Annotated in this window: 25 protein-coding genes; 17 read left to right on the top strand and 8 right to left on the bottom strand. The window is 71.4% G+C overall.

Annotation, left to right across the window (positions count from 1 at the left end):
• The first annotated feature begins 101 nt into the window (after positions 1 to 101).
• The 7 genes from VM306_RS05125 to VM306_RS05095 are packed head-to-tail and all read left to right on the top strand — an operon-like array spanning position 102 to position 6,461.
• Positions 102 to 953 carry an STAS domain-containing protein gene (locus VM306_RS05125; RefSeq protein ID WP_325511406.1) on the top strand — a complete coding sequence of 284 codons (852 nt, stop codon included), beginning with the start codon at positions 102 to 104 and terminating at the stop codon, positions 951 to 953.
• The gene (locus tag VM306_RS05120; protein WP_325511404.1) at positions 953 to 1,357 is read left to right on the top strand and encodes an STAS domain-containing protein; all 405 of its coding nucleotides are present in this window, start codon (positions 953 to 955) and stop codon (positions 1,355 to 1,357) included. The genes VM306_RS05125 and VM306_RS05120 overlap by 1 nt, the downstream gene beginning before the upstream one ends.
• Positions 1,357 to 1,770: an ATP-binding protein gene (locus VM306_RS05115; RefSeq protein ID WP_325511402.1), complete on the top strand. Its 414-nt coding sequence runs from the start codon at positions 1,357 to 1,359 to the stop codon at positions 1,768 to 1,770. Before VM306_RS05120 ends, VM306_RS05115 begins: the two co-directional genes overlap by 1 nt.
• The gene (locus tag VM306_RS05110; protein WP_325511401.1) at positions 1,758 to 2,798 is read left to right on the top strand and encodes an ATP-binding SpoIIE family protein phosphatase; all 1,041 of its coding nucleotides are present in this window, start codon (positions 1,758 to 1,760) and stop codon (positions 2,796 to 2,798) included. Before VM306_RS05115 ends, VM306_RS05110 begins: the two co-directional genes overlap by 13 nt.
• A complete protein-coding gene (locus VM306_RS05105) occupies positions 2,795 to 4,528 on the top strand; it encodes a hybrid sensor histidine kinase/response regulator (RefSeq protein WP_325511398.1) in 1,734 nt (577 codons plus the stop codon). Before VM306_RS05110 ends, VM306_RS05105 begins: the two co-directional genes overlap by 4 nt.
• Complete coding sequence (locus VM306_RS05100) at positions 4,525 to 6,081, top strand: SpoIIE family protein phosphatase (RefSeq protein WP_325511396.1); 1,557 nt, start codon at positions 4,525 to 4,527, stop codon at positions 6,079 to 6,081. The genes VM306_RS05105 and VM306_RS05100 overlap by 4 nt, the downstream gene beginning before the upstream one ends.
• Complete coding sequence (locus VM306_RS05095) at positions 6,078 to 6,461, top strand: ATP-binding protein (RefSeq protein ID WP_325511394.1); 384 nt, start codon at positions 6,078 to 6,080, stop codon at positions 6,459 to 6,461. The genes VM306_RS05100 and VM306_RS05095 overlap by 4 nt, the downstream gene beginning before the upstream one ends.
• A 192-nt stretch (positions 6,462 to 6,653) precedes the next feature.
• Here VM306_RS05095 and VM306_RS05090 read toward each other — a convergent pair whose 3' ends face one another.
• Positions 6,654 to 9,332: a SpoIIE family protein phosphatase gene (locus VM306_RS05090; protein ID WP_325511392.1), complete on the bottom strand. Its 2,679-nt coding sequence runs from the start codon at positions 9,330 to 9,332 to the stop codon at positions 6,654 to 6,656.
• 101 nt (positions 9,333 to 9,433) lie between these two features.
• Between VM306_RS05090 and VM306_RS05085 the strand changes: the two genes are divergently transcribed.
• The 7 genes from VM306_RS05085 (at position 9,434) to VM306_RS05055 (ending at position 15,359) form a co-directional block, all read left to right on the top strand.
• Positions 9,434 to 10,669: an NAD(P)/FAD-dependent oxidoreductase gene (locus VM306_RS05085; protein WP_325511390.1), complete on the top strand. Its 1,236-nt coding sequence runs from the start codon at positions 9,434 to 9,436 to the stop codon at positions 10,667 to 10,669.
• Between the two features lie 76 nt (positions 10,670 to 10,745).
• A complete protein-coding gene (locus VM306_RS05080; RefSeq protein WP_325511388.1) occupies positions 10,746 to 11,033 on the top strand; it encodes a hypothetical protein in 288 nt (95 codons plus the stop codon).
• 77 nt (positions 11,034 to 11,110) lie between these two features.
• Positions 11,111 to 12,511, top strand: a complete 1,401-nt coding sequence (locus VM306_RS05075; RefSeq protein WP_325511385.1) for a fatty acid desaturase — start codon at positions 11,111 to 11,113, stop codon at positions 12,509 to 12,511.
• A gap of 10 nt (positions 12,512 to 12,521) precedes the next feature.
• Entirely contained in the window at positions 12,522 to 13,133 is a 612-nt protein-coding gene (locus tag VM306_RS05070) for a TetR/AcrR family transcriptional regulator (protein ID WP_325511383.1), read from the top strand.
• A gap of 94 nt (positions 13,134 to 13,227) precedes the next feature.
• Positions 13,228 to 13,740, top strand: coding sequence for a hypothetical protein (locus VM306_RS05065; RefSeq protein WP_325511381.1), 513 nt, complete (start codon positions 13,228 to 13,230; stop codon positions 13,738 to 13,740).
• Positions 13,730 to 14,755: a hypothetical protein gene (locus tag VM306_RS05060; protein ID WP_325511379.1), complete on the top strand. Its 1,026-nt coding sequence runs from the start codon at positions 13,730 to 13,732 to the stop codon at positions 14,753 to 14,755. The genes VM306_RS05065 and VM306_RS05060 overlap by 11 nt, the downstream gene beginning before the upstream one ends.
• Before the next feature lie 58 nt (positions 14,756 to 14,813).
• Entirely contained in the window at positions 14,814 to 15,359 is a 546-nt protein-coding gene (locus VM306_RS05055) for an AAA family ATPase (RefSeq protein ID WP_325511377.1), read from the top strand.
• Here the strand turns inward: VM306_RS05055 and VM306_RS05050 are convergent.
• On the bottom strand, positions 15,344 to 15,958 hold the full coding sequence (locus VM306_RS05050; RefSeq protein ID WP_325511375.1) for a TetR/AcrR family transcriptional regulator: 615 nt from the start codon (positions 15,956 to 15,958) through the stop codon (positions 15,344 to 15,346). The genes VM306_RS05055 and VM306_RS05050 overlap by 16 nt on opposite strands.
• A gap of 66 nt (positions 15,959 to 16,024) precedes the next feature.
• Between VM306_RS05050 and VM306_RS05045 the strand changes: the two genes are divergently transcribed.
• The gene (locus VM306_RS05045) at positions 16,025 to 18,022 is read left to right on the top strand and encodes a 2Fe-2S iron-sulfur cluster-binding protein (protein ID WP_325511373.1); all 1,998 of its coding nucleotides are present in this window, start codon (positions 16,025 to 16,027) and stop codon (positions 18,020 to 18,022) included.
• A 109-nt stretch (positions 18,023 to 18,131) separates the two neighbouring features.
• On the top strand, positions 18,132 to 18,569 hold the full coding sequence (locus VM306_RS05040; protein WP_325511371.1) for a hypothetical protein: 438 nt from the start codon (positions 18,132 to 18,134) through the stop codon (positions 18,567 to 18,569).
• Here the strand turns inward: VM306_RS05040 and VM306_RS05035 are convergent.
• Genes VM306_RS05035 through VM306_RS05025 form a run of 3 tightly spaced genes read right to left on the bottom strand, consistent with a single transcriptional unit; the run spans position 18,457 to position 21,424 of the window.
• Positions 18,457 to 18,780 (bottom strand): DUF4387 domain-containing protein, encoded by a 324-nt coding sequence (locus VM306_RS05035; protein ID WP_325511369.1) that lies wholly within the window; start codon positions 18,778 to 18,780, stop codon positions 18,457 to 18,459. The genes VM306_RS05040 and VM306_RS05035 overlap by 113 nt on opposite strands.
• Positions 18,773 to 20,143, bottom strand: a complete 1,371-nt coding sequence (locus VM306_RS05030; protein WP_325511367.1) for an acyclic terpene utilization AtuA family protein — start codon at positions 20,141 to 20,143, stop codon at positions 18,773 to 18,775. The genes VM306_RS05035 and VM306_RS05030 overlap by 8 nt, the downstream gene beginning before the upstream one ends.
• Before the next feature lie 21 nt (positions 20,144 to 20,164).
• Positions 20,165 to 21,424, bottom strand: a complete 1,260-nt coding sequence (locus VM306_RS05025; RefSeq protein ID WP_325511365.1) for an MFS transporter — start codon at positions 21,422 to 21,424, stop codon at positions 20,165 to 20,167.
• A gap of 95 nt (positions 21,425 to 21,519) precedes the next feature.
• On the opposite strand from VM306_RS05025, the gene VM306_RS05020 reads away from it, so the two are divergent.
• Complete coding sequence (locus VM306_RS05020) at positions 21,520 to 22,251, top strand: GntR family transcriptional regulator (protein ID WP_325511363.1); 732 nt, start codon at positions 21,520 to 21,522, stop codon at positions 22,249 to 22,251.
• Positions 22,252 to 22,434: 183 nt separating this feature from the next.
• On the opposite strand, the gene VM306_RS05015 is transcribed toward VM306_RS05020, so the two are convergent.
• The 3 genes from VM306_RS05015 to VM306_RS05005 are packed head-to-tail and all read right to left on the bottom strand — an operon-like array spanning position 22,435 to position 24,086.
• Complete coding sequence (locus VM306_RS05015; RefSeq protein ID WP_325511362.1) at positions 22,435 to 22,842, bottom strand: SRPBCC family protein; 408 nt, start codon at positions 22,840 to 22,842, stop codon at positions 22,435 to 22,437.
• Positions 22,843 to 22,864: 22 nt separating this feature from the next.
• A complete protein-coding gene (locus VM306_RS05010) occupies positions 22,865 to 23,476 on the bottom strand; it encodes a helix-turn-helix domain-containing protein (RefSeq protein ID WP_325511360.1) in 612 nt (203 codons plus the stop codon).
• 31 nt (positions 23,477 to 23,507) lie between these two features.
• Positions 23,508 to 24,086, bottom strand: a complete 579-nt coding sequence (locus tag VM306_RS05005) for an NAD(P)H-dependent oxidoreductase (protein ID WP_325511358.1) — start codon at positions 24,084 to 24,086, stop codon at positions 23,508 to 23,510.
• Positions 24,087 to 24,147 lie beyond the last annotated feature (61 nt).

Here is a 24,147-nt window from a genome sequence, read left to right as displayed (position 1 = left end):
TACCTCCAGCGCGAACACGCTAAACGCGTTGACCATCTGTCGGGTCTTCCGTTGGTTCACAGCTAGTGTCTGCGGGTATTGACCGCCTGAGGAGGCATTGAGTGACTGCAGATGCAGGGCACGCCCGGCGTTTGACCGAGCTGCTGCGGACGAACGCCGAGCCCTTGATCGACAAGTGGGTGGGCGACGCGGCGGCCCTGTTGCGCGGCAGGTCGACCAGGGCGGAGCTGGAGACCGACTTCCGGGAGTTCTTCGCGGCGCTGCTGCCGCTCGCCGACCACGACAGCTCCGACGTCGGCGGACCGGAGTTCACCGAGATGCGGTCCCTGCTCGACGAGTACTCCCGCGCCAGGGTCCGGGCGGGCTTCACGCCGTCGGAGACCGCGGCGAGCGTGTTCTCGCTCAAGCAGCCCGTCTTCGAGCTCACCGCGGACGACACCGACCCGGAGCTGTTCCGCGAGGTGCTCGCGTTCTCCCGGCTGCTCGACGCGCTCGGCCTGCTGACCTTCGAGGCCTACTCGCGCGCCCGCGAGGGGATCATCCGCGAGCAGTCCGAGCAGCTGCTCGAGCTGACCACGCCCGTGGTCAAGATCTGGGAGGGAGTGCTGGCGGTGCCGCTGGTGGGCACGCTCGACTCCGCGCGGACCCAGGTCGTCATGGAGAAGCTGCTGGAGATGCTGGTCGACACCGGCTCCGAGCACGCCATCATCGACATCACCGGTGTCTTCGCGGTCGACACCCAGGTCGCGCAGCACCTGCTCAAGACGGTGGTCGCGGCACGGCTGATGGGCGCGGAGTGCATCGTGTCCGGCATCCGCCCGCAGATCGCGCAGACGATCGTGGCGCTGGGCATCGAGTTCGGCGACATCGTGACCAAGGCCTCGCTCGCCGACGCCCTGCGGCACGCGCTGCGCCGGGAAGGCGTCGAAGTCGTGCGCAACGAGGTCGGCTGATGGAACGCGTCCCGATTCTGAAGATCGGCGGCGTCCTGCTGGTCTCCATCCAGATCGACCTGCAGGACCAGAGCGTGCTGGCGCTGCAGGAGGACCTGGCGGAGAAGATCAGCGCCACCGGCGCCCACGGCGTGGTCATCGACATCTCCGCGGTGGAGATCGTCGACTCCTTCATCGGGCGGATGTTCGCCACGATCGCGTCCATCTCCCGGCTGTTCGACGCCGACACCGTCGTGGTGGGCATGCGTCCCGCCGTGGCGATCACCCTGGTGGAGCTCGGGCTCACGCTGGGCGGCGTCCGCACGGCGCTGGACCTCGAACGAGGCATGAAGATCCTCGGGCAGCTGGGTCGTCAGCGCCGGGGTGTGCTCGCGCACCCCGGCGAGTTCGCGCGGGACGCCTGATGCCGCCCCGGTCCGAAGGGCCGGAGGAGGTAGCCATCAGCGCTGACGACGACGTCGTGCGTGTGCGTCAGCTCGTGCGCACCTATGCGCAGCAGACCAAGCTCTCGCTGGTCGACCAGACCAAACTGGTCACAGCGGCAAGCGAGCTCGCCCGCAACACGCTCATCTACGGCGGCGGGGGCTTCGCCCGCGTCGAGGAGGTCAGTGACGGCCACCGGGCCGGGGTCCGCGCCTCGTTCCACGACGAGGGACCGGGCATCCCCGACCTGACGCTGGCGCTCGCCGACGGCTGGAGCAGCGGCAGCGGTCTGGGCCTCGGGCTCAGCGGCGCCAAGCGCCTGGTGGACCAGTTCGACCTCGACACCGAGGTCGGCCGCGGCACCGTCGTGACGGTGGTCAAGTGGAAGAGGTGACGGCCGCGACCACCTGCCTGCCGCTGGTGCGCGACGAGGCCTGGCTGCCGGTGGAGGAGACCGCCCACGTGGGCAGGATCCGCCGCACGGCCACGGCACTGACCCAACGGCTCGGGTTCACCGCGAACCGCACGGCGGAGGTGGGCCTCGCCGTCACCGAGATCGGGACGAACCTGCACAAGCACGCCCGGCAGGGCGTCGTGCTGATCCGCACGGTGCGCGGCGAGCGGGACGCGGCCGTGGAGGTCGTCGCGGTGGACCGCGGACCCGGCATCGGCGACATCGCGCTGGCGTGGCAGGACGGGCAGTCCACCACCGGTACGCTCGGCGTCGGACTGGGCGCGGTGGCCCGGCTCGCCACCTCCTGCTCCATGACCTCGCGCCTCGGCTCGGGCACCGCACTGGTGGCGCGGTTCGCGCCGACGAAGGTCTGGACCCCCGAGTGGGGCGTGGAGAGCGCCGCCGGGATCACCAGGCCCATCAACGGCGAGGAAGTCTGCGGTGACGCCTACGCGTTCTGCCGCGGCGCGGACAGGATGACGCTGATGATGTGCGACGGCTCCGGGCACGGACCGCTGGCGGCCGCCGCGTCCGACACCGCGGTGCGGCTGTTCCGCGACCTGGCCCCGATGCCGCCGGACCAGCTGGTCACGCGCCTGCACCAGGCGCTGCGCGGCACGCGCGGCGGCGCGGTGGCGGTCGCCGACATCGACCTCGTCGCCAGGACCGTGCGCTACTGCGGGCTGGGCAACATCGCCGGAGCCGTCCTCGCCGGCGACCGCAAGCAGGGCATGATCTCCGTGCCCGGCGTGGCGGGACACCAGGCGCGCACGATCCGGGCGTTCGACTACCCGCTGCCGGACCGCGCCGTGGTGGCGCTGCACTCCGACGGCCTGACCGAGCGCTGGGGCGTCGACTTCGGCGCCGACCTCGTCCAGGACGAGCCGGTCCTGATCGCGACGACGCTGCTGCGCGAAGCCGGAGTGCGCAACGACGACGCGAGCGTCCTGGTGGCCCGACCGGCATGACCACGACCGAACTGCTGCGCCTGTCGGTCGGCGACGAGCGCGACGTCTTCCTCCTCCGCCAGCGCGGACGGCAGGTCGCGGCCGCCGTCGGGCTGGACGGTCAGAACCAGATCCGGGTGGCGACGGCGCTGAGCGACGTCGGCCGGGAGCTGGTGCGGCAGGACGTCGTCGCCACCGCTGTCTTCCGGCTGCGGCCCGGCCCGGCCCCCGCGCTGCTGGTCGAGCTGGTGTGGCACGCCTCGGAGGTGGCCGGGTCCGGCCCCGGCTGGGACACCGCGCGCAGGTTGATGGACGAGCTGGTCCTGACGTCCAGGGGCGTGACGCTGGTGAAGAGCGTGCACCTCTCGGTCGCGGTCGACGAGGGCCTGCTGCGGGAGCTGCGCGAGACCGCGGGCGCCACCGCGCTCGACGAGCTGCGGGCCCAGAACCAGGAGCTGCTCGAGACGCTCGAGCACCTGGAGGCCAAGAGCGCCGAGCTGGAGAGGCTCAACGAGGAGCTGGAGGAGACCAACCGCGGCGTCGTGGCGCTCTACCAGGAGCTGTCCGACGAGCTGGAGCAGACGAACCAGGGCGTGGTCGCGCTCTACGCCGAGCTGGAGGCGAAGTCCGCCGAGCTGCGGGAGGCGGCCGCCGCGCGCATCCGGTTCTGGTCGAACATCAGCCACGAGCTGCGCGCGCCCATCAACTCCGTGGTCGGCCTGACGCGCCTGCTCAGCGCTCCCGGTGGCGACCCGATGACCGACGACCAGCGCCACCACGTCGACCTGATCAACGAGTCCGCGGCGACGTTGCTGGCGCTGGTGAACGAGCTGCTCGACACCGCCAAGGCCGAGTCGGGCAGCCTGCAGCCGCGGAGGGCGCCGGTCGCGCTCGACTACGTGATCACGCAGCTGCGGTCGTCGTTGCGCCCGCTGCTGCGCACGGGCGACGTGCGGCTGGTCGTGGAGGAGGCGGTCCCCGAGCTGCCGACGCTCGTGACCGACGAGACGATGCTCGTGCGGATCCTGCGCAACGTGCTGTCGAACGCCGTCAAGTTCACCCCGCACGGCGAGATCCGCTTCACCGCCCAGCCGGGGCCGGGACAGGACGAGATCCGCTTCGTGGTCGTGGACACCGGCATCGGCATCCCGCCGGCCGAGCAGGACAAGGTCTTCGAGGAGTTCTACCAGGTGCCGAACGCCCTGCAGGTGGGCGCGAGCGGCACCGGCCTCGGCCTGTCCTACGCGCGCAAGCTCGCCGAGATCCTCGGCGGCAGCCTGACGCTGAGCAGCACGCCGGGCGTCGGCACCGAGGTCGTGCTGACCCTTCCGACGGGCAGGGACGAGTTCACCCGGCCCGCGCCCGTGGCGTGCGCGCTGATCGCGGACAGCGACGAGAAGGTCCGCGGGCAGCTGCGGGAGGCGCTGGCCGGCATCGCGGCCGAGGTGGTCGAGACCGATGACGGCCGCAGCGCCCTGAACCTCGCGAAGTCCCGGCGTCCCGACCTCGTCCTGGTGGGCGCGAACACGCCGCTGATGAGTGGCAGCGCGGTGCTGTCGGTGCTGCGCCTCGACCCGGAGCTGAAGACGGTGCCGGTCGTCATCGTGTCCGGCGACGACCCCGGCGGTCTCGCCCGCAGCGTGCACAGCCTCGGCGCCGCGCTGCTGCACGAGGCGGGGATCACCACGGAGACGATGACCCGCGCGATCAGGGACGCACAGTTCACCGCGCGCAGGACGGAGGGCCGATGAACCCGACGGCGATGGGGGGCGGACCGGCGAGGGTCCTCGTGGTCGACGACCTGGAAGCCAGCCGGTTCATCGCGTGCAGCTGGTTGCGCCGCAGCGGCCACACCGTCGTCGAGGCGATCACGGCGGCCGAGGCGCTCACGGCGCTGGAGAGCCAGTCGTTCGACCTCGTCCTGCTCGACGTGCACCTGCCCGACATGAGCGGCTACGACGTCACCGAGCGGATCAAGGCCGACCCGCGCACCAGCTCCATCCCCGTCGTGATGCTCTCGGCCACCTACATCGAGCCAGAGGACAAGGTCATCGGCCTCACCCGCGGCGCCGACGCCTACCTCACCGAACCGGTCGACCCCGCCGAGCTGCTGGCCAACGTCGAAGCCGCTCTGCGCTACCACCGCGCCCGTGCCCTCGCCGAGCACCTCGCCGCCCGGCTCACCCGCCTGACCACCGCCACGTTCGCCATCAACGCCGCCACCACGTTCGACGCGCTGGTGGAGGCCGCGGCGATCGGCGCGGCCGACATGTTCGACACCGAGGCGACGGCCGTGCTCGGCACCCCGTCCGGCGCCGTCCGCGTGGCCGGGGCGGGCTTCCGGCCGCCGCAGGGACCGCCGCGCCCGGACGACGCCGACGTCGAGCGGTGGATGTCGTCGCTGAACCCCGGCGTCGGTGTCGGCGTGGCCGTGGTCGAGTCCGACGCGTGGTCCGCCGTGGCCGCGGTGGCCCGCACCAAGCTCCGCAGGTCGCCGATCTGCATCGCGGTGTCGCCCGAGTCCGTGAGCAGTGAGGACGACCGCAACCTGCTGTGCCAGCTCGCCCAGGCGACGGCGCTGGCGGCGGAGGGCCTGCACACGTTCGCCGAGGAGCACTCGCTGGCGCTCACGTTGCAGCGCAGCCTCCTGCCCCGGGAGCTGCCGCACCGCCCGGAGCTCCCGATGACCGCCCGGTACGTGCCCGCGCAGAGCAACGCCGAGATCGGCGGCGACTTCTACGACGTGATCGAGCTCGACGGCCTGCTGCTGATCGCCATCGGAGACGTGTGCGGCCACTCCATCGGGGCCGCGACGATCATGGGCGAGGTCCGCCACACCCTGCGCGCCTACGCCGTCGAGGGCCACAGCCCGGTCGAGATCCTGCGCCGCACCGACATCCTCCTCGAGCGCTTCCACCCGACCGGCGGCCTCACCACGATGTGCCTGCTGCTGGTCGACCTGGAGTCGGGCACCGTGGACGTGGCGAACGCAGGCCACGTCCCCCCGCTGTTCGCCGACTCCTCCGGAGCGCGCTACGCCCCCGTCCAGGGCCCGCTGCTCGGCATCGGCCTGGAACACCCGGAAGCCACCACGGTCCCGCTCCCACCCGGCACGATGGTGCTGCTGACCACCGACGGCCTGGTCGAACGCCCCGGCGTCGACCTCGACGAGGGCATGGAGAAGCTGCGCGCCGCCGTGTCGCACACCGACGACATGGACGAGCTGGCCGACCGCCTGCTGGCCGAGCTCGGCCAGGGCAAGCAGGACGACATCGCCCTCCTCGTGCTGCGACGGCTCTCGTGACCCCGCCTGTCGTGGACATGCCCGTGGCGCGGGGCGTGTCGATGTCGGCGTTGCGGCGCTCCGTGACCACGGCCCTGGCCTCGCTCGGCGAGGACCACCTCTACGACGTGCAGCTCGTGGTGACCGAGCTGGTGGCGAACGTGCTGGACCACACGCCCGGCACCGGCCGCCTGCGGGTCCTGCGCTCGGCGAACCCGTGCCAGGTGGTGGTCGAGGTGGACGACGCCTCGCCGTCGGCGCCGGTGTACGGGCGGTCTCGGCTGGGGGAGCACCGGGGCCGCGGGATCGTGGTGGTGGACAACATCTCGCGCGAGTGGGGATGCCGGGCTCGCGGGGAGGACGGGAAGACGGTGTTCGCGGTGGTGGACTGCACCGGGTGACGGCGTGCGGACCGGGTGCCTGTCCGGCGTCTGGACGGGGATTGCCGCGGACGGGCTGACGCCGCAGTCCGCTTGCGTTGTTGTGCTCCCGCCAGCTCGCTCAGCGTGTCGTGCGCCAGAGAGGTCGAGGACCCTTCTCGGCCCCGCCTTCGCCGTGGCGGATCGTTGTGAAGCTGCCGCGCTCCGCCGCCCTCAGCGCGTGGTGTGCGCCAACCCGGACAGGTCCAGGATGCGCGCCGGCGCCGACCCCTCCGCCGCCACCAGCGACATCGGGCGCTCGCGTTCCTCCGCGCGCTTCAAAGCCTGCAGCAGCAGGGCGATGCCGGAGCTGCTGAGGTAGTCGAGTCCCGTCAGGTCCACCTCGACCGGCCGCTCGTCCGCCACGTCGACCCGGCTCAGGAGCGCCTCGCTCAGGTTCTCGACCGTGGCGATGTCGAGCTCACCCGTCAGCAGGACGCGCTGCACGCGGTCGTCGCCCCCGTCGGTCAAGCCGGTGACCGCCTCCACGGCACGCCCCCGCTCCGGCGGCGGAGTGGCCGCGGCGTCCGAGGAGAAGGGGACGTGGAAGCGGATGGTCGTGCCCTCGTCGTTCGCCACCAGGTCGGCGGAGTCGCTCAGCGCGCGGATCATCGCCAGGCCGCGGCCGCGGTCGCCCTTGTCGGCGGGGGCCGGGCGCCAGCGGCCCTGGTCGGCCACCGTCACCCGCACGCCACGGCCCGTCCACTCCAGCGACGTGTCGAACGTGCCGCCGCCCGACGGGTAGGCGTGGTCCACGACGTTCGCGGCGGCCTCGCCCAGTGCCAGTTCCAGGTCGTAGACCGCGTCTTCCGACAGGCCCGCGGCGCCCGCCCAGGTCGTGGCGGTGCGGCGGAGTGCGGAGAGCTGCTGCGGTTCGGCGGGCAGGCTGCGGTGCAGCGGGGCGGGCAGGTGGCGGGCCACCACGAGGGCGACGTCGTCGGCCTGGCCGCCGGTCAGCACCCGGTCGACGATGTGCTGCACCAGGAAGGCGGGAGCCAGCCTCGACGCCGCGTCCACCGCTGCGACCAGTCGCCGCATGCCCTCGTCGAGCACCTCGCCGCGGCGTTCCACCAGCCCGTCGGTGTAGAGGACGACGGAGGCGCCGGGCGGCAGCGGTGTCGCGTGCTGCGGGGGCATGACGAATTCGGCGGCGCCGAGCACCGGGCCGATCTCCTCGCCGAGCGTGCGTGCGCCCGTCGCGTCGACCACCAGGGGTGACGGGTGGCCCGCCGACGCCCAGCAGAGCTCGCCGATGTCCGGGTCGAAGACGATGCACGCGCAGGTGCTGCCCACCGCGCCGTTCACGCGCAGGGCGAAGACGTTCAGGCGCCGCAACGACTCCGCGGGGGAGTGGCCGTCGAGCAGGTAACCGGTCAGCGCGCTGCGCAGCTGGCCCATCACCGCGGCGGCGGCCGGTCCCTTGCCCACGACGTCGCCGACCGTCAGGCCGACCCTGGTCTCGCCGAGGGGGACGACCTCGTACCAGTCGCCGCCGATCTGGGAGTGCTCGGCGGCCGGAAGGTAGCGCGCGGCGGTCGCGAGCCTCGGCAGCGACGGCAGCTCTCGCGGGAGCAGGCTTTCCTGCAGCGCCGCCGCGATCTCGTGCTCGCGTTGCAGCAGCAGTTCGCGTTCGGCCTCGGCGCGTTGCCGCTCGGTGACGTCACGGCCGATCGCCTGCAGCCCCGTCGGGGTGGGCTGGACGTTCAGCTCCAGGGCGATCGTCGTGCCGTCGGCGCGCCGCAGCGAGACGACCTGGGAGGTGGAGAGGTCGGCCGGCAGGCCGTCCACGAGCAGGTCGGCGATCGCGGTGCCGATCAGCTGGTCGGCCCGGTAGCCGAGCAGGTGGCCGGTCGCGGGGTTGACGGAGACGAACCGCGTCTCCCGGTCCAGCATCCAGATCGCGTCCGTCGCGCGTTCCACGAGCTGGCGGTGGAGCTTCTCGCTGTCGCGCAACGCACGGTCCGCATGTACGCGCTGCAACGACTCCCAGCACCGGTTCACCACGACGGACACGAGTTCGATCTCGTCACGCGTCCAGTTCCGGACACTGGCCTGATGGACGGCCATCGCGGCGACGAACCGCCCGCCGCGCAACAACGGCAGGCAGATCACGGCACGAATACCTGTCACGCGATAGGCGGCGAGATCCTCGTCGTCGAGCCGTGGGTCGTTCAACGAGTCGTTGACCACCCACGGTTCGCCCGCGCGCATCGCCGTCAGCGCGCCGTTGCCGAACTCCCGCATCGCGAACCGGCCCGGCAACGGCGGCAGGCCCGTGGCGTAGTCGCCGCTCATGACGAAGTGGTTCTCGTCCGCCTCCGTGCGCGCGTAGGCACACCGGTCCACGGCCATGTGCTCGCCGAGCAGCCGGGTCGCGAGCGCCATGAGGTCCTCGGCGTCGTCGAGCCGTTGCGACTCGCGGTCGAGCAGGTCGAGGAACTGCCGCCGTTCGGCCGCCGCGCGCTGCGCGGTGACGTCGACCAGCACACCGCTGCGAACGGTGCCGTTCACCCGTGTCGTCTCCAGCAGCCACACGAGGTTGCCCGCGGCGCTGCGCACGCGGTAGACGATCTCGTAGTCGTCCGCGCCCCAGCGCAGCCGCTGGCTGTCCTCGCGGTCGTCGGGATGGGTGATCTCCGCCCAGAAACCGGGGTCGGAGAGCCAGCGGCCGGGCGGGTGGCCGAGCACGCGTTCGACGGCGCCGGAGAGGAAGGTGACCACGCGGCCACGCGACTCGCCCTGCCAGACGACCACGGGCAGGTCGTCCACGAGGGCGGTGATCGCTGGCTGCACCGCGGCGCTCCTCTGCGAGTCGGTGGAGTCCACGGCGCCGGCCTCTTGGCGCGCGTCCATGCGCATCGTACGGCGATCGACCAGCTGCTTGCCGATCGCGCCCGGCTTCGACCGGCGGTGCTCGTCGTGCGGAGGGCCGGGAGGGCCCATACGGTCGACTGGTGATCGTGGTGGTGGGAGCGGGACTGGCGGGTCTGAGCGCCGCGCTGGAGCTGACCGCGGCGGGCGTCGAGGTCGTCGTGCTGGAGGCGGCCGACGAGGTGGGCGGCCGCGTGCGGACGGACGTCGTCGACGGCGTGCGGTTCGACCGGGGCTTCCAGATCATGCTGCCCGCCTACCCCGAGCTGGAACGGCTCGACCTGGGGCCGTTCCCGTTGCGGCACCTGCGATCCGGCGTGTTCGTGCACGACGACGGCCGGCACGACCTGCTCGCCGACCCGCGGAGCGGACCGTCCGCGTGGGACGGGCTGCTGCGCCAGCACGTCCTGGGCGCGCGCGACCTCGCCGCGCTGTCCGGGTTCTCCGCACGGGACGTTCTCGGGCCCGCCAGGCCGTTGCTCACCGCGCCGGACCGCACGACGCGAGAAGAACTGCGCGGCCTCGGCGTCACCGACCGCGCGGTGGAGGCGGTGTTCCGGCCGTTCCTCTCCGGCGTGTTCCTGGAGAGCGAACTGAGGACGTCGTCGCGGTTCTTCCACCTGGTGTGGCGCAGCTTCGCCCGCGGCGGTGCGGCCGTGCCCGCGCTCGGCATGGGCGAGCTGCCGAAGGCGCTGGCGGCGAAGCTGCCCGAGGGCACCGTGCGGCTGGAGACCCCTGTGCACGCCGTGCACGACGACGGCGTCGACCTCGAAGGCGGAGAACGCCTCGGAGCCGAGGCCGTCGTGGTGGCGACGGACGGCACGACGGCGGCCCGGTTGCTGCCCGGCCTGGTCGAACCGCGCTGGAACAGCGTCACCACCTGGTACTTCCGGCCGCCGCGGTCCCCGTTGCGCGACGGGTGCCTGGTGGTCGACGCGAACGGCGGCCCGGTGGTGAACACGGCCGTGATGTCGGAGGTCTCGCGGCCCTACTCGCCGCACGCCCCGCTCGTGCAGGCGACCGTTCTTCGGGAGGCGTCCGAAAAGGACGTCCGCGATCACCTGAACCGCTTGTACGGCACCGACACCGCGCGATGGGAGGTGCTCCAGAGGTACGAGATCGCGCAGGCGCTCCCGAAGATGGACGCGCCGCACCGGCTCAAGCAGTCCGTGCGCGCGGGCGACAGGCGTTACGTGTGCGGCGACCACCGCGACACCAGTTCGCTCCAGGGCGCGTTGCACTCGGGCCGCCGGGCCGCCCACGCGGTGCTCGCGGACCTGCGCACCGCCTCGCGGGAACGCGATCGCGAGGTGTCCTGACCGATCCGGTGAACGACCGTGACAGGCGAGACCTTCCGTGCGTCCAGGCCCAGTGCCCCCTGTGAGAGGAGTCCCGTTGTCCAGAGCCGGCCACCGCGTCGTCCAGCTGCGCAAGCCGTTGACCGAGGACGAGCGGCTGTCGCTCGTCGAGCAGTCCGTGCTGTGCCACCCGGCGGTCCACAGCGTCGAGATCGAGGTCGACGGCGACATCCACGCCGAGGTCGTGCTGTGGCACCGGAGCCCTCGCGAGCAGGTGGTCCGCGACCTCGAGGCGGCGCTCGGCACGATGGCCGGCGGCGTGCGCCTGACGGTGACGGCGGTGGCCCACCGCAGGCGTGGGCGGGTACTTCTCGCACTGGTCTGAGGTTTACAAATAGCGCACTATTGTCAAAACAACTTTACGTCGCTTACCGTTCTGTCAACCTCCTGAAGGAGTGTGGCATGAGCGACAAGAAGGCAACGGTGCCCGTCGGCTCAACCGAGCGGTGGAGGGACGGCAAGCGCTACCTGTGGCTGCTGGGGCTGGTCGTGCCGTCCCTGGCGTTCCTGGCGATCGGGCTGCACGCCGCCACGGGCTGGGGCGTGTGGTTCTGGATCGGCCCGGTCGTGGTCCTGGTGGTCGTCCCGGCCATCGACCTCATCGCCGGGCTCGACCGCGGCAACCCGCCCGACGACGTCATCGAACGGCTGGAGAACGACCGCTACTACCGCTGGATCACCTACCTCTACCTGCCGATCCAGTACGTCGGCTTCGCCGTGGCGTTCTGGACGATCGCGCGCGGCGACCTGTCCGTCGTGGACAAGATCGGGCTCGCCGTGTCGATCGGGTGCATCGGCGGCATCGGCATCAACACCGCGCACGAGCTGGGGCACAAGAAGGAGAGCCACGAACGGTGGCTGTCGAAGATCGCGCTCGCGCAGAGCTTCTACGGCCACTTCTACATCGAGCACAACCGCGGCCACCACGTGCGGGTCGCGACGCCGGAGGACCCGGCGAGCAGCAGGGTGGGGGAGAGCTTCTACCGCTTCTGGCCGCGCACCGTCGCCGGTTCGGTCGCCTCGGCGTGGCGGCTCGAACGCAAGCGGTGCGCGCGCCGCGACCAGCACCCGTACCGGCTGGGCAACGACGTGCTCAACGCGTGGCTGATGTCGGCGGTGCTGTGGGCGGCGATGATCGTCTGGCTCGGCGCAGGCATCGTTCCGTACCTCCTGGTCCAGGCCGTGATCGGCTTCTCGCTGCTGGAGGTCGTGAACTACATGGAGCACTACGGGATGCTCCGGCGGAAGGTCGGCGCGCCGGGACGCCGCCGGTACGAGCGCGTCGATCCGAGCCACAGCTGGAACTCCAACAACATCGCCACGAACGTCCTGCTCTACCACCTGCAGCGGCACAGCGACCACCACGCCAACCCGACCCGGCGCTACCAGACGCTGCGCGACTTCGCCGAGTCGCCGGTGCTGCCGACCGGGTACGCCGGGATGATCCTGCTGGCACTGGTGCCGCCGCTGTGGCGCCGCGTGATGGACCCGCGGGTGCGCGCCCACTTCGGCGGCGACATCGGCCGCGCCAACATCCAGCCGGGCAAGCGCGCGGCGGTGCTCGCGCGCTACGGCGGCACGGGCACGAGCGAGGACGTCCTGGTGGACACGCACGGCGACGCGACCGCCGGCGGGATGTGCCCCGGTTGCGGGTACGTGTACGACGAGAGGACCGGCGACCCGCGCGAGGGCTTCCCGGCGGGCACGCCGTGGTCGTCCATCCCGGACTCGTGGTGCTGTCCCGACTGCGGGGTGCGGGAGAAGATCGACTTCGTCGCGCCGGGACGGGTGGCGTCCGCCTAGGATCAAGTCCATGGGCGAGACAACTGCGGCCTCTGCGGGCGGTCGCCGCCTGCCGATCATCGAGGCGGCGATCGAGATGACCGCCCGCAACGGCTGGGCCGCGGTCACCATGGGCAGGCTCGCCGAGCAGGTCGGCGTGAGCCGCCAGACCGTCTACAACGAGATCGGCTCGAAGAACGCGCTCGCCGACGCCATGCTCGCCCACGAGCTGGGCCGGTTCCTCACGGCGGTCGGCGACGCGTTCGACCGCCACGGCGACGACCTCGTCGAGGCGATCCACGACGCCGTCCGCAACGTGCTGGAGCTGGCCCGGGGCAACCTGCTGGTCCGCGCCATCGCCTCCGCGACGCACGGCGCGGACACCGAGCTGCTGCCGTTGCTCACCACGCAGGCCGACACGCTGCTCGCCGAGGTCGAGGCGATGCTCGTCGCCCGTGTCGCGGCCTACCGGACGGGGCTGACCGGCGAGCAGGTCGGCGTCCTCGTCGACCTCGTCGCCCGCGCGGTGCTCAGCCACGTGATCCAGCCGACCGGAACTCCCGCCGGCACCGCCGACGGCCTCGCGTGGCTCGCGTCGCGTGTTCTGGAGGCACCTGCGAGGAAACCCCTGCGCTACGGCTGAGGGATACGAGGATCGATGATGCGTTGTCGCGTGGATTTCCATACAGCGCAAAGAAATCTGTAACACAGGACGCGGCCGGGCGGATTTATCGGCCATGTCGAACGGTTTGGTCCGCGTGACCGGTGAGTCCGTGCAGTTCACCGACTCGGTCTCGCGCATCGCGAAGTCGTTGAGCCCGCTCGGAGAAGCGGGAAGGCACGTCGCCGAGTCGTACGCCCTGAACGCGGAGATGCAGCGGCTGAAGCTGAGGGAGACGCGCGCCGCCGACGACAAGGAGATCACGCTCAAGCTGCTGGACCAGCGCAGACGCGAGTCGAGCGCGTCCCTGCGGCAGATGCGCAAGCACCTGGGCCGGGCGGACGCGAGTGCCGGGGCACTGCGCGAGTGCATGGTCACCATGCAGCGCGAGACCGTCAAGCCCGGTCTGCCGCTGGCCGAACGCCGCGCGTACGTCGAGCTGACCCAGCACTTCACCACCGCGCTCGTGCAGCACCACTCCGACCTCACCGGCGGCGTGGCGAAGGTGATCGACAAGGTGCTCAACGGCTCGGGCGCGCAGGCGCTGAACACCGTCCGCCAGGGGAAGTCGCGCAACCGTGGCCGATAGGCGCAACGGCTGCGGCGGGTGCGCGCTCTCGCTGGTCGCCCTGTTCTTCGGCCTGCCGTTGACGATGCTGCTCGTCGCCCCCGCCGTCGCCGCGCACATCGTCGTCACCGGGTCGGAGGCGCAGGCCGTCCACCTCCCGGAGTGGGGGTGGATGTCGGCCGCAACGCTGCCCCTGGCCGCGTTGCTGGTGCGGGTGGCGTTGAGCAGGAACGGCAGGCTGCGCGGCCGGTCCACGACGAGACCGAAGCGCTGGCTGGGTTTCCTCACGCGGAGCCTGACGCTGCTCGGTGTGGTGAACGCCGTCGCGTTCGTGAAGCTGAACCCCGGCGAGCACGTCATCGACGACGGCATGGGCCCGCTGCTCGTCACGGCGGCCGCCGGTGTCGGCGCGCTGGTCGTGATGTCGCTGTGGGACCGCCGCCCGAGGCGGGTCACGGTCGAGGAGGTCCGTGCCGCCGCGGCGGAAGCCGACCGCGCACTGCGCCAGGTCCGCGCCGCCAACGACCGCGTGCGGCGCCAGGCGGAGCAGGTGCGGGCACGGGTGACGAAGCTGCGGGCGAGCGGCCCGCCCGGCCACCCGCGGAGCCGGCCGAGGCAGGCCGGGCGCGACACCGGCCGGTCCGACATCGACTTCCACTCCCTGCGCGTCTTCCACCGCGAGTCCTACCAGTGCGCCGACACCGCGCACATGGCCTACCGGTCCGCGCAGACCTCGCTGCACACGATGTCGTACCTCGTGCGCCGGGCACGGCTCGCGCCGCACCGCATCGTCATGCCGAGCCGGGCCCGCGCCGAGATGCACGCCGTGGCAACGCACCTGGCCCGCTCGCACGGAGAGCTCAGCGTCCAGGTCGAGGAGGGACTGGGCGTCGTCCGCGATCTGAACGCCGGCACGTCCGAGCTCAAGCACGAGATCCGCGACAGCTGCGGCGCGCAGGGGCGGCAGTGGTTCGAGGAGCTGGAGGAACGCATCGACCAGGCCAGGGAGGAACGCCGCCTGAGCCGTGACGGCTGAGCGCCCCGCAAAAGAACAGTCTGTCTCTGAAGAGTTTTCAGTACTAGCTTTCGCCGTCGTGAACGGACAAGTGACAGTCCTGGCAGGCCCGCCCGCCGCGGGCAAGACCGCGGTGGCCGGGCTCCTCACCACCGGCGCCGGCAACCCGGCAGTGCACCTCGTGACAGACCAGTTCTACCGCTCGATCCGCACCGGTTTCGTCCTGCCGTTCCTGCCGGAGGCCTTCCGGCAGAACGAAGTGGTGCTCGACGCGATCGTCAGGACCACCGCGACGTTCGCCCGCGGCGGCTACGACGTCGTGGTCGACGGCGTCATCGGACCGTGGTTCCTGTCGCACTTCCGCGCGCTCGCGGAGCAGGGCCTGCCGGTGTCGTACATCGTTCTCCGGCCCGATCTGGACACGACGCTGGCGCGGGCGAGGGGACGGGTCGGCGAACTGAAGGACGTCGATGCGATCACCGGTCTGCACGGCGCTTTCGCCCAGCTCGGAGATCTCGAACGCCACGTGATCGACAGCGGCGGTCACGACGTGGAGCAGACGGCCGCCGTGGTCCGGCGTGTTCTCGCGTCCGGCGAACACCGGCTGCGTCAACCCCGCAGGTAGCGCGTCACCATGTCGACCAGCTCGCTCTCCACCGTCTCGATCGCGAGCCCCTGCGGGAACGCCGCGAGCCGGTGGGTGTTGATCTCCACGGTGAACACGATCAGCTCGGCCGCGGCGTCGAGGTCCCGCACCCGGACGTCCGGGTGGCGGGCGAACAGGTCGCGCACCTCGGCCACGCGCCGCTCGCCGTGCCGGACGATCGTCTCGCGCAGCTCGGTGGAGACCTGGCCCTCCTCGAGCATGATGCGGAGCAGCCGCGGGTCGTCGCGGTGGTTGTCGACCGCGTCGCGGACGAGTGCGCGCACCACCGCCTCCAGGGTTCCCGGCGAGAGGTCCAGTTCGTCGGCCTGGTGCCAGGCGCCGCGGTCGATGTGCCGCACCATCAGCTCGGCGAGGATCGCGTCCTTGTTCGGGAAGTACTGGTACAGCGAGCCGATCGAGACGCGGGCCTGCTCGGCGATGCGGTTCGTGGTGCCCGCGGCGTACCCGTGCTCGGTGAAAACGTGAGCAGCCGCGGTGAGGATGCGGTCGCGGGTGAGCTCCGCGCGGACCTGGCGGGGCTTGCGACGTGGTTCGACAGGGCGGCTGGCCGACGGCATGGCGTCCTCTCCGGGGCGGGGCGAAAGCGAGTACCCAAGACCTGAGCAAAAGCTCATAATAGTGCCATGAGCTGGGAAAACGCGAACATAATCGACACCGCCGACAAAGTGGAGGAGATCGTCGGCAGGCCCGCTTCGATGATCATGCTCAAACAGCTCGGCGCGCTCGACGCCGGGTGCGTGGAGCTGCTGGCCCGCAGCCCCGTCGCGGCCTTCGGCTACCGGGACGCGCGCGGCACGAGCAGGACGACGTTCGTCGGTGGCAAGCCTGGCTTCGCGCGGGTGCACTCGCCGTCGCGGATCTCCTTCCCGATGGACGAGAACGCCGAGGGGCCGGCGTCGATGGTGTTCCTCCTGCCGGGCGTGGGGGAGACGTTGCGGGTCAACGGGGTCGTGCGGCGGCACGCCTTCGACGTCGAGGAGGTGTTCATCCACTGCGCCCAGGCCGTGCTGCGGTCCGGGCTGTGGCAGCCGCCCGTGCCGGCGCGGACGGCTCCCGAGGTCGTCGGTGACGGTCCGCTCGCGCAGCCTGGAGTCGCGGACTTCCTCGCCACCGCGCCGTTCCTTGCTCTGTCCACATGGGACTTGAGCGGTGGCGGCGACACCAGCCCGCGTGGCGAGCAGGGGGCCGTCGCGCGGGTTCTCGACGGCCGCACGCTCGTGATCGCGGACCGCAAGGGCAACAAGCGCACCGACTCGCTGCACAACCTGGTGCAGGACGACCGGCTCTCGCTGGCCGCGCTCGTGCCCGGCCGCACCGGCGTCCTGCACCTGCGGGGCAGGGCGACGATCACCGTGGACCCGGCCGTGCTGGAACCGTTGGCGCTGCGGGGGATCCCGCCGCACGCCGCGCTCCTGGTGGACGTCGAGTCCGCCGAGCTGACCACCAGCGACGCCGTCACGCGGTCCCGGTTGTGGACCACGGTACCGGCGGACGTACCGGACCTGATGGCGCTGGCCGGGCAGCACCTGGCCGCGAACCTCCCGAAGCGCGGACTGGCCGGATTCCTGGTCAAGGCGGGGAAGCTGGTGCCGTCGCGGTGGCTGAGGGCGGTGATGAACGTCGCCTACCGCTCGGGCCTGCGCAAGGAGGGCTACGAGCTCGCCACCACCGCTCCTCGCGCCACGCGGGAGGAGCCGCTGCGGGAGGTGCGCGTCGCCGAGGTGCGCCGGGAGACGCCGAGCGCCGTCACGCTGGTGCTGGAGGACGGCGAGCCGTTCGACTTCCTGCCCGGCCAGTTCTTCACGCTGGTGAGCGACGACCTGCGCAGGCCCTACTCGGCGTCGTCCGCGCCGGGCTCCCGCCGGCTGGAGGTCACGGTCAAGCAGGCCGGCCGGTTCTCCGCCCACGTGCACTCGCTCGCGGTCGGCGACCGGGTGTCGGTGCGCGGCCCGTCCGGCGCTTTCCACCTGCGGCCCGGAAGCGACGTGGTGATGATCGCGGCGGGCAGCGGCGTGACGCCGATGATGAGCATGATCCGCGCACTGCTCGCAGGACCGGACCACCGCGTCGCCCTGCTCTACAGCAACCGCAGCGCCGACGAGACCATCTTCGACGCCGAGCTGGCCCGGTTGGAGGAGCAACACCCCGACCGCCTCTCCGTCACGCACGTGGTGACGTCCCGCGACGGACGGCTCGACGTCACCGGCATCCGCGAGTGGGCCGGTGATCTCGCGTTGCCGGACGCGCGGTTCTACCTCTGCGGCCCGGAACCGCTGATGGACGCCGCACGGCAGGCGCTGGACGAGCTCGGCGTCCCGAACGACCGCGTCCACGCGGAGCGCTACACCACCGTGCTCACCTCAACGGGGTCCACCACACCGCAACGGATGCTCGTCGAAAGCAGAGGAGAAACCATTGGCGCAGCGGTCGTCGAACCGGGTCAGACGTTGCTCGACGCCGGGCTCGCGGCCGGCCTGCCGCTGCCGTACTCCTGCACGGTCGGCAGCTGCGGCGACTGCGTGGTGAAGCTCCGCGCGGGCGAGGTGACCCAGGAGGAACCCGGCGGCCGGGTCCGCACGTGCACCAGCGCCCCGCTGACGGAAGTCATCCTCGACGTGTGAACGGTGGGAACGCTCTCACCTGGAGAGCGGCTGCGTCCAGGAGGGATCTGCGGAACGGTGACGCTCGACAACGATGTCGGGAGGTCTCGTGAGACGTTGAGTTCGCGCGGTGCTGGTCGTGGTCGTCATCGCCTTGGCGCTGCTCGTGCCCGGCGGTCCCGCACGCGCGGGCACCGTGCCGGACCACCCGGAGTTCCCGTACCCGGCGACGACGTACTCGGAACCGTTCCGCGGCCGGTTCCACCTCAGCTCGCAGGCGGGGTGGATGAACGACCCCAACGGGCTGGTGTTCGCCAACGGCCTCTACCACTTCTTCTACCGGCACAACCCGCACGGCCTGGAGTGGGACACGATCTTGGCGGCCTGTTCCTCCGGCAGAGGCCGAGCCGGCCCGGTGGCACCACAAGGCCGACTCCACACGCGCTCTTGCCGCGTCAGCCCGGTAGCACCGCCCGCAGCGACGCCAGCGGCACGTGGTGCTGCCCCGCGTGGACGTCGCGGTCCCGCAGCCCTCCCTGGGAGACCGGCCGGGGGAACGAGATCTTGACGACGTTCAGCGACGGGATCCGGAAGATCTGCACGTCCTCCGCCCGCACGCCGTAGAGCCGGGCGACGACCCGCTCGTCGATGATCTCGGGTGCGGCGGCCAGCGCGTAGCCCGCCTCGTCGCGCATGAACAGCTCCATCGTGACCCAGAACGGACCGGCGTTCTTCGACCGGACCTCCAGCGCCAGATCCGCGAACGTGGGGTCAGTCATGGGTCGGGGCCTTCCGGTGGTCGGTGCGGAACATCTCGGTGGGGGAGCGGGTGTCGACGACGTGCTGGAGCACGAACTCGTAGACCGCGCCGCGTTCGGTCTCGGCGGGGGAGGTCGCGAACGCCAGGCTGGGCAGGTAGGCCATGTCCGGTGTCGGCAGGTGCAGCATCAGCGGGTTCGCGACCTTGGCGACGGCGGTGGCGAGCTCCTGGGTCGCCGCGCGGACCAGCAGCATGACGCCGATCTCGCGGGGCGGGCGGGTCGCGGGGTCGAGGTTGCCCAGCACGGCGTCGTAGCCGTAGCGGCGCAGGTCGAAGGAGTATTCGGTGCCGTCGAGGCCGAGGGTCTGCGTGACGCGTGTGGTGAAGACCTCGACGAAGAAGTCCGCCCAGGCCTCGATGTTCGCCAGGATGTGCTCGTCGCGGATGGCGGTGAACGACATCGTCTCGTAGCCGGTGATCCTGGCGCCCTCGAGCTTGACCGTGTGCTGGTCGGCCTGGTGGAACCGGGAGCCCTCGACGCGGACGCGCCGGTCGTCGAGCGCCGTGTAGGTGGCGTCGGTGACGTCGAGCTCGCCGGCGGGCTCGCGCATCCGGAACGGGTTCACCGTCTCGTAGAGCATGTGCGCCGCTACGGAGATCGGCGTGCACGCGGCGTCGGGGTCCAGCGGCTCGATGGTGAAACCGGTCTGGTCGATCGTGGCGAGCACTCCGCCCGTGCGGGGGTTCGTCGTGCACTGGCCGCCGCATTCGACGATCTTCGCCGCGTGCCACGCCGGGCCGGGCGGCATGCCGTGCATCAGCGGGAACGCCGCCGCGACGGCGGTGTCGGTCGCACGGCCCGCGAGCACCACGTCGGCTCCCGCGCGCAGGGCTTCCTCGATCGGCTCGTGGCCCATCATGCCGACGATGTGAGTGCAACTGTCCACAGTGGCCTCGTCCAGCTCACCGGCCGGTGCCAGCGGGTGCACGGCGCCGGAGCGCAGCCGTTCCTTGACGAACGCGGCGTCCTGCTCGCTGAAGATCGTGGTGACGGAGAGGTCGAGTTCCTCCTCCACCAGGAGGTCGTCGACGATCCCGGCGATCCACTCGACGCCCGAGTCGGTGCCGCTGGTGCCGCACGACCCGATGACGAGCGGGATGCGGGCCGTGGCCGAGGCCCTGAGCATGATCCGCAGGTCGCGCTTGACGGCCGCGGCGGTCGTCTTGGCCGTACCCGATCCCAGGTAGTACGGGCCCGAGTCGGTCGAGCCCGCGTCGACGGAGATGACGTCGGCGCCGAGCTCGAGCCCGCGGTCCATTGTGGACTGCGCGAACCCGGCGCCGAGCATGCCCGTGGGCGTCAGCACGCGGACGGATTTCATGAGCGGTTGTCCTTCCGATGGTCACAGAGAGGTGGCGTGCCGGCGGTTCACGACGGCGACGCGCAGGACCACCGCGGTGGCCAGCGCGCAGAGCAGGGCGATGTCGAGGAGCATGTAGCGCCACCCGGTCACGTCGATCATCGCGCCGACCAGGCCGGGTCCGATGAACCCGCCGGTCGCCCAGCTGACCGTGTACAGCGTCGTGTACACGCCGATCACGCGGGCGGACGGCGCGAGGTTCCACAGCACCACGGCGGCGTTGATCACGAACCCGGCCGCGCCGACGGCACCGGCGCAGAACGCGATCACGGTGGTGGTGGGACTTGGCGCCAGCGCGCCGAAGGCGAGTGAGACGCCGAAGACCACGATGCCGATGGTGATCGTCCGGATGCGTCCGACGCGTTCGGCGAGCAGTGCCGCGGGGTAGGCGGCGGCGAGGAACGCGATGCCGCTGGGGAACGTCAGCGAGCCGGCCTCGCCGCGGGTCAGGCCGAGCGTCTCCATGCCGTAGGGCGTGAGCAGGGCGCGTGAGGAGAACCAGGCGGACCCGAACAGCAGGACCACGCCGATGACGAGCAGCCGGCTGCGGTCCGGATCGCGGACGATGTCCTTGAGCAGGTCGAGGAGCCGGACCTCCGGTTCGCCCGTGGCGGTGTCCTCGGCGAGCGCGGCCTGGTACCCCCGCGACCTGTTGTCCCGCACCCGTGAGACGAGCACCGCCGTGCACACCAGCATGAGCGCGGCCGGGACGGTGAACGAGAGCTTCGGGTGGTCGTCCACGAGGAACGCGCTGATGAGAGCGGACACCAGCACGGTGAGCCCGGAGGCGATCTTGACGAACGCGTTGGCCCTGCCGCGCCGTTCCGGCTCGATGAAGTCGGGCAGCAGTGCCTGCGCGATCGGCTTGAAGCTGTTGCCCGCCAACGAGTACACGAAGATCACCGCGATCAGCGCCGGCAACGCGGTCGCCAGCGGGATCAGCGTGAACAGCACCGCCGCGAGCGGCATGCCGACCGCGAGGTAGGGGATCCGGCGCCCCCACCGCGTGCGGGTGTTGTCGGAGCGGTTGGCGATCCAGGGCTGGACGAAGATGCCGAGCAGGTTGTCCATCCCCATGAGCAGGCCGACGATCGCCGTGCTGGCGATGTGCTCGCGCAGCAGCGGCGGCACCTGGGCGTCGTAGAAGTCCCAGGTGGCTTCCTGCGCGAAGACGGCGAGCGCGACGTAGAACGTGATGCGCCGGGTGGTGCGCCGGTCCGCCGGCGTGGCGAGTGTGGACACATAAGCCTCCGTTGGCCTGTGGGCGCCCTCACCCTAAGATGCTATAGCAAAACGGTCAAGCAATAGCCTGGTGGTCTGACGTAGTATCCGGACTCGTGACGGCCGACGAGGACCCCCGTGAGACGCTGGCCGGCCGGGCGTACCGCTCGGTCCAGGAGGCGATCACCGCGGGTGAGCTCGCCCCCAACGAGAAGATCACCGAACGGGGCCTCGCCGAGCGGCTGTCGATGAGCCCGACCCCGGTCCGCGAGGCCATCCGCCGCCTGGAGCAGGACGGCATGATCAAGCGGATCGGCCCGCGCACGGTCGTGGTCGCCGACATCGGCGCCACCGCCGTCGAGGACCTCGCCGAGGTGGAGGTCGCGCTGCGCGGTCTCATCGCCCGGTTCGCCGCCCGGCACGCCACCCCGGCCCAGCTCGACGAACTGGACGCGATCCTCGACGAGGCCGACGACCTGCTGATCGTCATCAAGCAGCGCGCCGCCGAGGACCGTCCCGTCGAGAAGCACCTGAACGGCCTGCTCGACGTGATGCAGCGCTTCAACGACGCGGTCGCGGCGTGCGCGGGCAACGCCGTCCTGGTCAGGCTGCTCGACCAGACCAGGGTGTTCACCAGGGCGGAGCGCAGGACCAGGACCCTCGAACGCGTCCTCGCGAACCACGAGCGCAACCTAGAGCGCTACGCCTCCCACCGCGCGCTCGTGCGAGCCCTGCGCGCGGGCGACCTGGTGGCCGCGGAACGGATCGCGATCGACGACGTCCAGGCGGGGCTCGACGACCTGCGCCGCGAGCCGCGGCGGACGGTGGCGCCGGGACCGGTGACCTGACCCGGCGGGAGCGCCGGGACGGCGTGGACATGCACGCGATCAACCGGCGCGATGGCGGGTGCTCTCACTGCGGCAGGCAGACGACCTGGGACGACGTCGTCGGCCGCGAGGTCCTGGCCGCCGCTGTCGCCGAAGAGATCGGCTCCCGCGCGGCGGCCCTGCTGGCCGACCTGCTCCGAACGCTCAGCCGGTGTGGCGGTCGTCCGCGGCCGCCGTCTGGGTGAGCACGGCGACGGTCTGCTCCAGCCCCCGCTGCACCTCGTCGCCCGACGCCTCCCGCACGCTGTGCAGGCTCACCGTGATGCGCGAACGCCCCGGCGCCACCTCCTCGATCTGCAGCTCACCGTGGTAGTCGTCGGGGCCCTCCGCGCCCCACTCGAGCGTGCGCCGCTCGGTGTCCGGCCGCACCCACGCCTCGCCCTCGACGTGGTGGCCGTGCACCTCGGCCTCCACGTGCACCTGCTCGCCGCCCCCGGGCTCGGCCGCGGTCATCTGCGGGAAGTAGCGGGGCAGGTTCGTCGGGTCGGCCAGGAAACCGAACAGCGTGTCGGCCGGGATGTCGGCTTCCGCCGTGTGCGTGTAAGTCGCCATGCCAGGCGGATACCCGCGATTCTCAGCCGCAGACTCGCTCGACCAGGTCACGCCAGCTCGCGACCAGGTCCTCCACGACGGTGCCGGGATGGGTCGTTCCCGAGTCCTCCGGTGCCCGCAGGTACAGCAGGATCGGCCCTTCCAGTGCCGCGACCAGCTGCAACGCCAGCGTTCCGCTCGCCGCCGCGTCCGGAACCGCCTCGCTCAGCAGCATCTGCACGTGGAACAGCGACGGGCTGCGCTCGATCGGCGTGGGCTGGGCCGGGTCGAGCGTGGCGCGGGCCAGGGCGGTGCGCTCCACGAGGAACTCGAGCCGCGCCCGCCCGAACGCGACCAGCCGCTCGACCGCCGGCGCGCCGGGGCCGAGCGGCGGAGGCCCGCTCAGCAGCTGTTCCTGGAACCGCTTCTCCTCCTCGTCGAAGAGCGCGAAGAAGATGCCCGCACGCGTGCGGAAGCGGCGGAAGACGGTTCCCTTGCCCAGCCCGGCCCGTTCGGCGAGGCCGTCCATGGTGACCTTGTCGACGCCGAGCTCCTCGACCATCTGCCTGGCCACGTCGAGCAGGTGGGCGCGGTTGCGCGCGGCGTCGGCCCGCTCCTCACGCGGTGGGTGCAGCGGCAGCGCGACGGGGTCCACGGGCTGAACGCTACCCGCTGGTCACCACGGTTCAGGACTGCGGCGCGAGCTGACGTCCCCGCAACGGCGCGAGCGCGGTGCTCCACGCGATGAGCTCGTCGAACAGGGTGGACAGCGTGGCCACCTGGGCGTCGGACGGCGTGAGCGTGGTGTAGCCCTCGAAGTCGTGGTGCATCGACAGCGACACGCTGGTGCGCACGTCGGCGAGCTTGAGCTCACCCGCGATCAGCCGGAGGTGCTCCACGGCCCGCGCCCCGCCGACACCGCCGTAGGACACGAAGCCGACCGCCTTGTTGTTCCACTCCGCGAAGAGGTAGTCGATCGCGTTCTTGAGCACGCCCGACGTCGAGTGGTTGTACTCGGGCGTGACCATGACGAACCCGTCGAAGCCCGCGATCTTCGCCGACCACTCCTTGGTGTGGTCGTGCTGGTACTGCTGCATCATCGGCGGCATCGGCTCGTCGAGGTGGGGGAGCGGGAAGTCCTTCAGGTCGACCAGTTCGAACGTGGCGTCCGTGCGCTGTTCCGCGTGCTGGAGGACCCACCTGGCCACCTGCTCGCCGTTCCGGCCGGGGCGGGTGCTGCCGATGATGATCCCGATGTGCGTCATGTCCTCAGTCCTTTGCCGGGCCGCGAGGTAATCGGACCGTACCCCGCTTTCATAAGCGGAC

The sequence above is a fragment of the Lentzea sp. genome (assembly GCF_035525475.1).
Classification (GTDB): domain Bacteria; phylum Actinomycetota; class Actinomycetes; order Mycobacteriales; family Pseudonocardiaceae; genus Lentzea.
Note: the sequence above shows the minus strand (reverse complement) of the source record. Positions and strands in the feature narration are given on the sequence as shown.